Annotated in this window: 5 protein-coding genes; 3 read left to right on the top strand and 2 right to left on the bottom strand. The window is 37.6% G+C overall.

Going from position 1 to position 11,383, the window contains the following annotated elements; translation table 11 throughout:
• Positions 1–503: 503 nt before the first annotated feature.
• From addB to trxA, 3 genes are all read left to right on the top strand, one after another.
• Positions 504–3,623 (top strand): double-strand break repair protein AddB, encoded by a 3,120-nt coding sequence (addB, locus tag ACFIKO_RS00620; RefSeq protein ID WP_375619208.1) that lies wholly within the window; start codon positions 504–506, stop codon positions 3,621–3,623.
• Positions 3,624–3,625: 2 nt separating this feature from the next.
• Positions 3,626–7,102: a double-strand break repair helicase AddA gene (addA, locus tag ACFIKO_RS00615; protein ID WP_375673055.1), complete on the top strand. Its 3,477-nt coding sequence runs from the start codon at positions 3,626–3,628 to the stop codon at positions 7,100–7,102.
• 175 nt (positions 7,103–7,277) lie between these two features.
• Positions 7,278–7,601 (top strand): thioredoxin, encoded by a 324-nt coding sequence (gene trxA / locus ACFIKO_RS00610; RefSeq protein ID WP_375619210.1) that lies wholly within the window; start codon positions 7,278–7,280, stop codon positions 7,599–7,601.
• 774 nt (positions 7,602–8,375) lie between these two features.
• Here trxA and tsaE read toward each other — a convergent pair.
• Together tsaE and ACFIKO_RS00600 are read right to left on the bottom strand one after the other, a co-directional pair.
• Positions 8,376–8,846 carry a tRNA (adenosine(37)-N6)-threonylcarbamoyltransferase complex ATPase subunit type 1 TsaE gene (gene tsaE, locus ACFIKO_RS00605; protein ID WP_375619211.1) on the bottom strand — a complete coding sequence of 157 codons (471 nt, stop codon included), beginning with the start codon at positions 8,844–8,846 and terminating at the stop codon, positions 8,376–8,378.
• A gap of 51 nt (positions 8,847–8,897) precedes the next feature.
• Positions 8,898–11,363 (bottom strand): PAS-domain containing protein, encoded by a 2,466-nt coding sequence (locus tag ACFIKO_RS00600; RefSeq protein ID WP_375673054.1) that lies wholly within the window; start codon positions 11,361–11,363, stop codon positions 8,898–8,900.
• Positions 11,364–11,383 lie beyond the last annotated feature (20 nt).

Below are 11,383 nucleotides of genomic sequence, written 5' to 3'. Positions count from 1 at the left end.
TTTTGCATAAGGGATGTAATCCTAGCAAGATAGAGGCTTGCACGATAAACTTTTGCAAAACTCTCTCCCTCAAAGTAATCTGTTTTTGCTGTGAAATGTGGAAATATTATTATTTTTTTCTGAAAGTGATGGAGTATGTAAAGGATATTTTCAGATTGCACTGTATAAAGAATACGGTAAATTTATTTATTATATTCAAAGAGCTACAGCGTATTAGTACCCCTAGAACCTTTTAAAACTTTAATATTTATTTTTATATTACCTATTTGAGTTAGAGAATAAACTGTAGCCAATTCTACGTTGAAAAATATTAGAAAAATTTTATATATTTTTTCGCGATGACCTAAGACATATAATTTATTTCAATATTTTTTTAAATCTAAACTAAAAAATCTGCTGTATAAACATAGCTTTTCAGTTTTTCCTTGTATAAATATTGTATACAGTCAAAATAATACAAATAATCAATAAGCTAAAATTTGTTATCCCAAATATGAGATCATATGACCTATAAACCGCATGTTTTTTCTATTTCTCCGGGAACTGCTTTTTTGCCTCACTTTGTTGATGCACTAGTATCTGGTAGCCTTATTGATAATTTCGCTTCCAGTGGAGATATTCAAACTGCCCTTGCCGATAGCCTTATTTATGTTCCAACACGTCGTGCTGCTCGCGCTTTGCGTTTAGCCTTTGTTGAAAGAAGCAATACACAAACAACATTCTTGCCAACCATTCGTGCTCTAGGAGATGTAGATGAAGACAGTTTCCTTTTTGTTGAAAACCATACCAGCGCTCTGAATCCGCCTATTGGAGAAAGCGAACGTCTTTTACTTTTAGCACGCCTTATTCGTCCATGGCGTGAAAATTTACCTGCGCATCTGCGTGCCATGTTTGGCACAGAAGATGTGCTTATTCCGGCTCATAGTGCTGATGCGATTTGGCTTGCGCAAGATTTAGCACACTTGATGGACGAAATTGAAACAGAAGGAGCAGACTGGTCCAAACTTAAAAATATTGCATCTGATATGGTCGCTGAATGGTGGCAAATAACGCTCGATTTCTTGACTATTGTTACGCAAAATTGGCCAAAAATTTTGACAGAAAGACAACGAAGTAATCCCGCTGAATGGCGTAATCAAGTACTCACAATGCATGCAGAGACTTTACGACGTATGCCACCTGATAAACCGGTTATTGCAGCTGGTGTGTCAGGTTCTATGCCCGCAGTTTCTCATCTTTTAAAGGTTATAGCTTCTCTGCCAAAAGGGGCTGTTGTTCTTCCTGGCCTTGATCTTCATATGGATGAAGAACAATGGAATGCACTAAGCACAAGCAATAAAGAAAAAACAGCTTGTGATTTTTTTGATCCTGCAGAAAATGTTTTTAGCCATCCTCAATATCATTTAAAAAAACTTCTAACTCTCATGGAGTGTCAACGTCATCATGTTTGCGAAATTGGCCAACAAAGTATAACAAAGAAAAGACGAATGGCTCTTTTATCAGAAGCACTCCGACCAGCTTCTACAACAGATAAATGGATACAAATTATCCGTAATGATTATGAAAATCTTTGTGCAGATTGGTCATTTATTGAAGCTATAAATGAACGTGAAGAAGCTCTCGCTATAGCTGTTACCTTACGCAAAGCTATTGAAGAACCCCAAAAAACTGCGGCCCTTATTACAAATGACCGTAATTTAGCACGCCGTGTTGCTGTGGAATTACAGCGATTTGGAATTGAAGCAAATGATTCAGGCGGAATACCACTTGCACAAACATTGCCTGTAACTCTCTTACGACTTATCTTAGAAAATGTGTTGCAACCCGATGATCCCATTGCTTTTCTTTCTCTTCTTAAACATCCACTGACAACACTCCAACAAAACCGTCATCGTTTACGCGAAATGGCAGAAAATTTTGAACTTTTTATTCTTCGAGGGAATACAGGGCGCATCAATCTTTGCGAATGTGATCAATTTCTTGAAAAGTGGATTGAAACATACTTTCATAATAGTTCTGAAATCAACGCTCTTGATCAGCAGAAATGTGAAGAAGCACGTTTTCTTTGTCATCTTTTGAGGAAAGCTGTTGAACCTTTAACATCTCTTATGAAAAAAGAGAAAGAATGCACCATCACCGAAGCTGCGATAGCAACTGTTGAGGTTTTTGAAAATTTCGGTCGCAATGAGGATAATTCTCTTGCACATCTTTATCAACATGAAGCGGGACAAGCCCTATCAAAATTTTTACGTGAATTGGTTAGTGATCAATCCGGATTAACATTTCATCTTTGCGAATGGCCCGCTATGTTTTCTGCCATAATAGCAACCCGTTCCGTCACACCTTCGCCTGGAGGACATCCACGTTTATTCATCTGGGGGACTTTGGAATCACGTTTGCAAACAGTTGATACAGTGGTCATCGGCGGTCTTAATGAAGGGTCATGGCCGATATCAACGCGAAATGATGCTTTTTTATCGCGACCGATGAAAATGATGTTAACTCTGGAACCACCAGAGCAGCGTATTGGTCTTTCCGCGCATGATTTTCAATGGGCAATGGGAATGGATAAAGTGGTGATGAGTCGCGCATTGCGCGTTAATCATACGCCTTCCATTCCATCACGCTGGCTACAACGCATGGAAACAGTTGTAGGAAAACAGGTTTGGAAAAAAATCCGTGAACGAGGTGAAATACTACGCCATTGGGCAAAGATGCTTGATCATACAAGCATAACTTCTGAGGTGGAACGTCCTTGCCCTTCTCCACCTCTTAATATACGCCCGCGCCATTTTTCAGTCACTGAAATAGAAATATTGCGATATGATCCTTATGCTATTTATGCCAAAAAAATCTTAAGGCTCAAACCACTTAAAGAACTTATTCATGATCCTAGCGTTTCAGAACGTGGAACACTTTATCACGCTATTCTTGCGGCTTTTTGTACACAAATGAAAAATCCAAATGATGCAAATGCACTCAACGTACTGCTTTCTATTGGACGTAAAGAATTTGATAAATTCAATTTTCCACCTGATATTGAAGTAATTTGGTGGAATAGTTTTGAAAATCTTGCTCCACGCTTTATTCAATGGGAACAAAGTTTAGGACTGCGAGAGCGATATTCGGAAGTGGTATCACAAAAAATCCCTATAGGAACAACAGGGGTAACCCTTTCAGGACGTGCTGATCGTCTTGATGTTTTGCCAGATAAAACGGTTGAAATTCTAGATTTCAAAACCGGAACGCCTCCTTTATCAAAACAAGTTCGTGAATTATTATTTCCGCAATTGGCTTTAGAAACAGCTTTACTCATACAAGGGGGCTTCCCAGATTTTCAAGATTTTACACCCTCAAATTTATTTTACATTCCCCTTAACAAAAAAGGTGAAATTAAATCCCAATCAATTCTTTTAAAGAAAAAAGACGGAAAAACTTATCTAAGTGCTGTTGATCTTGCTGAAAATGCATGGGAAAATCTTATCGCACTCATAACTTATTATCAAAATCCACAACAAGGCTATCTCTCACATGCTATCCCCATGTCAAAACGATATGAAGGTGACTACGACCATTTGGCTCGGTTGTGGGAATGGTCAAGTGGTTTTCATAAAGAAGAGTAATCATGACGTTTTTTTCTATTCCTGAAGCCGCTCTTGATGCACAAGCAACAGCAACACATCCCCAAAAAAACGTGTGGGTTTCTGCAAATGCTGGATCTGGAAAAACCCACGTTTTAAGTGAACGTGTTATCCGTTTGCTTTTAAACGGTACGCCTCCAGCACGTATTTTATGCCTTACTTATACAAGAGCTGCTGCTGCTGTTATGCAATCACGAATTTTTCGCACGCTTTCCAGTTGGAATGAGCTCGATGATGCACAGCTGCAAGAAACCTTAACACGGTTTGAAAAAAAAACTGTTAATGCGCAAAAACTAACTTATGCACGGCAACTCTTTGCGCGTGCCCTCGAAACGCCTGGTGGCTTAAAAATCCAAACGATTCATGCTTTTTGTGAATCTCTCTTGCATCAATTTATGTTAGAAGCCAATATTGCAGGGCATTTTGAACTTCCCGATGATATCAGTCGAAAAAAATTACGACAAGAATCCCGTCGTCAACTTTTAGCTCGTCGTGATGTACAACCTGCTTTGCAACAGTTACTTCAAGTTATTAGCGAACATACTTTTAACCAATTGCTCTATGAGGCAGTTGAAAAGCAACATAAATTGTCTGATTTTTTATCTTCTCTTTTATCTGAAAATGGAGAAGAAAAATTGCGCACGCTTTTTAACTTAGCGCCCAATGAAACAAATCAATATCTTCTGGAACAAATTAAACAAACAGCGCGCCTTCCTCTTTATGCTCTTAACCATTGTGAAACCAATGGCAGTCAAAGCTGCAAGGATATGGTGGAAAAACTTTCCCAATTAGAAAAGGTGCATGATGAGACAAATATTCTCAATATTATTTCTGATATTTATTTTACAATAAAAGGTGAGCCGCGTAAGTTTTCACATTTATCTCGTAAAAAAACAGACCAAATTTGGCCTTTTATTCAACAAATGCTTGAAGATAAAAAAAACAAGCTTTCTGTTCTTTTAGAGAAATATCAATGCGCAAAAGTTGCTACTCTCAATATGGCTGCTTTTCAGTTATGTGCTGTTTATCTCAAAATTTATACGAATCTAAAAAAGGCTAATGGCTTCTTAGACTTTGACGATCTTATTGAGCGTACACTTCATTTGTTACAGCGTAAAGGTGCAAGCCAATGGGTGCATTATAAACTTGATCGTGGGCTTGATCACATTCTACTTGATGAAGCACAAGACACTAATCCTGAGCAATGGCAAATTATTCAACTGTTGGCACAAGAGTTTTTCTCAGGTTATAGCCAACGAACAAATATACGGACTCTTTTTGCTGTTGGAGATGAAAAGCAATCTATTTATTCTTTTCAAGGTGCAGCTCCAGAAAATTTTGCTGAAAATGGAAGAATCATTCAAAAAAAAGTGCAGCAAACAAATCAGCAATTTGAAAAAATACAACTGCATTACTCTTTTCGCTCTACAGCGGATGTTCTTAAAAGTGTTGATATTGTTTTTGAAACACCAGAAAACTATAAAGGACTTTTGGCAGAAAATACAAAAACGGTGCATGAAGCTATTCGGGTTCATAGTCCGGGTGAAGTTGTTATATGGGATGCCATTTCAAAAGAAACGAGTGAGTTTCCTCAAGATTGGCATGCAACTGTTAATCATTTAGATACACCTGAAGTCCGTTTAGCAGAAAAAATTGCTGAAACGATTGCCGACTGGTTACAAAAAGGCGAAATGCTTCCAGCAAAAGGACGCTTAATACGGGCAAGTGATATTATGATCTTGGTTCGTAAACGTGATCAATTTGTCTCAGCTCTTTCCCGTGCTCTTAAACACCGTAATATTCCCGTAGCAGGGGCTGATCGTTTACAGCTTACCAAACATATTAGTATCCGTGATTTAATGGCGCTTGCGCGTTTTGTTTTGCAGCCACAAGATGATCTTTCTCTTGCTTGTGTTTTAAAAAGCCCACTTTTTGCTCTTAGTGAAGAGGAACTCTATCAGCTTGCCGCACACCGCACCGGCTCTCTTTGGCAAAGTCTGTGCGCGCATACATCATCGCAGGTATCTTTTAAAGATGCTTTTGAAAAGCTGAACCATTATCGTGCTTTAGTGGATCAAATACCGGTTTTTGAATTCTATAGCTATATTCTGAACAATGATAAGGGACGACAAAAAATTCTGTCTCGTTTAGGATTTGAAGCAAATGATGTGCTCGATGCTTTTATGGATTATACGCTCACTATTCAAAAAACAGGATTACCAGGATTACAAGCTTTTTTAGAAACATTAAGTGCAAGCGAACCAGAAATTAAACGTGAATTTGAACAAAATAATGAAGAAATTCGTATCATGACTGTTCACGCCGCAAAAGGACTGGAGGCTGCTGTTGTATTTTTAGTTGATCCCGGTAGTGCGATTTGGCATCCTCAGCATGCTCCTCACTTGCTTAAAGTTCCTTTAAACAAGGCACAAGTGAATGGACAACAAGCCTTTATTTGGCGCCCCAATGAAAAGTTTGATACAAAACTTTCTAAACAAGCAATTTCACACTTAAAAGAGCGTGCAGAAGAAGAATATAGGCGCCTTCTTTATGTAGGAATGACACGCGCTGAAGATCGCTTGTTTATTTGTGGGTATAAAGGTCCGAAAACGCCATCTCATACATGGTTACAACTGGTAAAAAAAGCCCTCGAACCGCATGCCCTTGCTATAAAAGATTCTTCGGAAGATATTGCAGCTTGGCGTTATTGCATTACACCTGCTTCTTCTGCTTCTATAAACCAAAAAAATTCTTCCGCTGAATGCCAAACCTTACCACTTTTGCCTGCTTTTTTCTCTCATAAAGTACCAGCAGAACCAGTGTTACCAAAACCGTTAAAACCGTCAGTGGCGAGCCTTTCCATTGAAGCGGATACAGAGCTGTCCTCAAGTCCAAAACAGCTTACCACTTCACCTGTTTTAGGAGCCATGAACACAAACAGAGCTTTTTCCATTGAATATGGTAATCTCGTTCACCGATTGTTACAATATTTACCCGATTGTCCCCCACAAAAACGTCGAGATTATGCTCGAAACTATCTCAATACCAAAGCCTCTCATTGGGATGAAAGCCAAAGAGAAGATGCTCTTCGCCATGTTTGGAAAATATTAGATCATGTTTATCTCAAGCCCCTTTTCTCTGAGCATTCACGTGCTGAGGTCTCCTTAATGGGTATTGTGAAAATTCGTGGAAAAGAACAAGCAATTTCTGGTCAAATTGACCGTCTCTACATCACGCAAAACAGCATCATCTTTGCCGATTTTAAAACAGGAACCCCGCCAGAAAATGAAGCTGCGATTGCTTCCCATCACTGGTTGCAAATGGCTCTTTATCGAAAATTATTGCAAGCTATTCATCCCGATAAAGATATCCAGGCTCTGCTTATCTACAGTAAAGAAGCCAAAATTTTTAAACTTCCTCCAGAAAAACTTGAGGCATTTCTTAGTGAAGTTGCCTTATAAGTTATTCCTTTCCTTCAAAGTATCCTTACGCTTTTTTACTTTCATAAAATCGCTCAAACAAACACAACGCACAATCCCTGGTGTAAAAAAGTCCTTTAATAATTTATCTTTGCAATAACTTGATATGAATTGTTATCATACCAATCTATAAAGAGTGAATATAAAGGATAAATCAATGACGTGTATAAAAGTTGATAAGGACAATTTCGAAAGTGAAGTTCTAACCTCTTCCACCCCTGTTGTGGTTGATTTTTGGGCAGAATGGTGTGGCCCTTGCAAAATGATTTCTCCAATTTTGGATGAAATTTCAATGGAAATGCAAAATCAAGTTAAAATTGCTAAGGTAAATATTGATGAAAATCCGGAACTAGCTACCCAATACGGAGTACGTTCTATCCCTACATTATTAATGTTTAAAAATGGAAATATTTCATCGAATATGGTTGGCGCTACCTCTAAAGGACGTCTTTCTGAATGGATAAAAGATGGGCTTAGTTAATTCTACATATAATCACTATAAAGGAGAGAAGCTTTGTCTCTCCTGTTGATTTTTTTAAACATTCTTTTTTGCATTATATTATAATAAAAAGATAATAAAATCAAAATGTTAAATGAATTCAAGAATTCGTACTTTTATGCATGATTCAATTGACTATTTTTTATAAAAAATTGCCCTGTATGAATAATATAGGCAATTCTTTCCTTATGCGCGTCAAAAATATTGGGTGAATGATAATTTCATAAAGGTATTTTCTTCTTGAATAAGACTATAGAGATGGATAGTGCTTTCAACACATAAAAAGGCAATATCAATCTAGAAATAAGGAGATTTTTGTTTGGCGTCCTTAGCAATCATGAAAGGAGATTTTAAGAAAAAACTTTGCAAATTACTTTTCTGAAGTTCACAATTTTTAAGCAGAAAGAAGCAAGCAATTCACTACAGGTTATATAATGCTCTTCTAAAGGGTTACCACTTCAATTTAAAATTCTCTTACACTATTCTCTAGAATCAAAAGACTTTTTTTGAAGCCTTTACCAAAAATATGAAAGGCAAAAAACATTCTCTAAAATAAATTGATAAATTCCTGTAAATTAACGGATGTCCTTTGCAATTTATGTCATTGTTATATAAAAGAGTCAGTATTTCGTCTCATCTTCATGGTTGATACATCCATGAGGGGCTTCTTTATGTTGTTCATCATCTCAAATTTCGGTACGTATTGAAGTATTATCAATTAAAAAATGATGATGCCCATGCTCATGTCGATGTTTTTTAAAATATACGAATTGCAAAAGACTGTTGCAAACGTTCAATAGAATGTCGTGCTGATCTGAGTGTTACATGACGCCCATTTTCTTTATAGTGTAAGGTGAGTGCAAAAGTGGCGAGCTCTAAAAGAGCTGTATTTCTTTCTGGCCATTCAACAAGTAAAATATTTTTCTCACGAGCTTCATGAAGCCCTAATTCATCAATTTCTTCTGCCATAGAAAGGCGGTAAAGATCAGCATGAATAATTTCAAACTGTGGAAGTTGATAGCTTTGCACAAGAGTAAAAGTAGGGCTTGGAACATCCATAGTGTTATCATTCGCAAGTGTTTGGATGATTGTACGTGCAATAGTTGATTTTCCAGTTCCAAGATCTCCTTGCAACGTTACAAGATCCCCCGGCTTTAAAGAAAGGGTTAAATGTTGTGCAAAAAGCTTTGTTGCCTCTTCATTTTCAAGAAAAAAACTAAAATTCATTAAGAGTTCCATGAAATGGATGAAAAACTTTTGTTATAATAAAGATTAAAATTAAAAAATCTTATCTCCTTTGGGAAGTGGGAAAAAACATTTAACTGTTGTTCCTTTTCCAGAACCGGTAAGAATCTCAACATGTCCACCGTGTAGTTCAACGAAACTCTTCACAAGGGAAAGGCCAAGACCCGCTCCTGCACGCCCGCCATGGTGTGAATGAGAAGAAAAACGTTTAAAAATACGATCAAGGACGTCTTTTGGAATATCAGAGCCTTCATTGTGAACGCTAAAGACAATATTATCATCTTGTTCATCGACGCAAAATTCAATAGTGCTCGCCTCCGTTGCGAAATTAATAGCATTACTCAGCACATTCACAAAAATTTGATGCAAGCGTTTTTCGTCAGCAGAAATGGAATTTAAGGAAGGAGAAATTTGTTGTAAAAGCGTAATATGGCGTCCATTAAGGCGATCTTCTATACGTGCTACTGCTTGTATCATAGCATCTGCAATATTAACTGATTTTATTTCCAACTCCATAATGCCTGCATCAAGGGTAGCAAGATCAAGAATATCGTTAACAATATTTAAAAGAGTTCCTGATTCTGAATGAATATGCCCAAGATATTCTTGTTGACGTTTATTGATAGAGCCGAAAATTTGATCACGTAAAATATCCGAAAATCCAATAATATTGGTGAGAGGTGTACGCAATTCATAGGAAACATGTTGGACAAATTCATTACGCAAACGATCAGCACTTTCTAATGCTTCATTTCTTTCTTGAAGAGCACGCGCAACATGAACAGTATCTGTAACATTCACAAAAGTAAGCATCGTTTGTCCATCGGGAAGAGGAACCAGAGTATAGTCAATAATCATATCATTTTTAAGATCTATACGACCTGAATATGTTTCACGTTTTTCAGCAAAACCGGTAATGAATTTGGTAAATTGATCCCATTCTTGTCCTAAGGTTAAGGCTGAACAATGGCTTTGTAACTGTGTAATATGGGTCCCTTCGACAAGTAAATTATAAGGAAGGGACCACAATTTCGACAAGGCAGGATTCGATAAACGAAGGCGCCCATCAGTACCAAAAACAACCACGCCTTCGGAAAGTTTATCAAGTGTTTCACCTTGTATTTTAATAAGTGTATTATAACGGCGTTCAAGATCAATTTTTTCTGTAAGGTTTTCGTAAAGCCAAGTGACACCTCCTTGTGGATGGGGGTTTGAGACAACACGCACCGTACGCCCATCTGGAAGATTCCAAATTTGTTGGTTCGATTCTGTTTGTCGATAGGCTTTAAAAAGTTCTTCTTTCCACGCGCGCCAATCGGGGTGTTCAGCAATGAGCCCTTTTTCACGTAGACGTTCAAGAAATAATGTATGGCTTGGTTCACTTTCTAAAAAGGAAGTCTCCAACGGCCATAAAATTTTAAAAGCATGATTACAGAATTTTAATTTTTGGTTTGTATCAAAAATAGCTACAGCTGTTGAAATTTGGTCAAGTGTTTCACAATGGCTTTGAAGAACATAACTTAATTCATGAGCAAGATTTTCATATGCGCTGTCATCACGCGCAAAAGCTGCCATCCCTTCGGCTGTTGTAATACGTGTGAGATGAAAACGATGTCGTTCTCCATCAATAACTGTGTGAACATGTTCTTGAAAAATTGTTTCTGTTTCATCTGTTTTGCGTTGTGTATTTTCATTGAAAAGATCCCCCACTTCATCACTGCCTTCACGAAAATCTGTCATTTCTCTAAAGGCGCGATTGATAAAACAAACTTTTCCTTCACAATCTTTTATCCATACGGGCTCTTGAATAAGATCAAGAAGATTACGCTGCATTCTCAGTTCAGTAAGAAGGCGGGCGATATCTTTCTGTAAACGAGCATTTTCACTCTGTTGTTTTGAGATATCTTGAAAACGAGCAATAGCGACTGTTCCTGCGATGACTCCTGTAACTTGCAGCAGTACATTGTTTGTGGTGGTGATAGAAAGATCAAAAGGGTGACATTTACAAAGTAGTTGAGTCAATGCATAATCAAGTTCTCGCAGAGAATTTTCTTCAACCCAGAGCTCAAAACGCTGAAAATCTTTCTGGTCGATTCCTGTTTTTTGCAATGCAGAAAGGGCACCAACGATACGGGGTAAGGTTGTTGGATTTTCCCAAATAAGAAGGAATTGCTCGGTTTCTTCCAGAAGCCATTCATAATATTTAAGTTTTTCAGAAAAATTTGCCTGAATTATCTTCAAAGGCTTCTGTGCAGTTTTTTTTGCACGCATAATAACAGCTAGGCACGTGAGAAGTGAAGCACAAGAAATTCCTCCACACAGCGCTAAAAGCAGCCATGGACCATCTAGTAAAGTGAAGAAAAATGGTAGATAACCTTCCAGTGGCTGAGCAACAGCGCATGTTGGAGAAAAAAAGAAAAAAAGGCAAAATATATACGCATAGATTCGAATCATTTTTTGAGCTTTTTCTTTGGGGTTATAGTCACCAAAGCTGCGCACGACATCTTTCCCTTTTTTAA

It is taken from the genome of Bartonella sp. TS82HLJMH (assembly GCF_042193495.1).
GTDB classification, from domain to species: domain Bacteria; phylum Pseudomonadota; class Alphaproteobacteria; order Rhizobiales; family Rhizobiaceae; genus Bartonella; species Bartonella grahamii.
This window is presented reverse-complemented; position numbering and strand designations above follow the sequence as displayed.

Coding starts and splice junctions, on each gene's coding strand:
- addB (WP_375619208.1), top strand. CDS start 504: ATGACCTATAAACCGCATGTTTTTTCTATTTCTCCGGGAACTGCTTTT.
- addA (WP_375673055.1), top strand. CDS start 3,626: ATGACGTTTTTTTCTATTCCTGAAGCCGCTCTTGATGCACAAGCAACA.
- trxA (WP_375619210.1), top strand. CDS start 7,278: ATGACGTGTATAAAAGTTGATAAGGACAATTTCGAAAGTGAAGTTCTA.
- tsaE (WP_375619211.1), bottom strand. CDS start 8,846: ATGAATTTTAGTTTTTTTCTTGAAAATGAAGAGGCAACAAAGCTTTTT.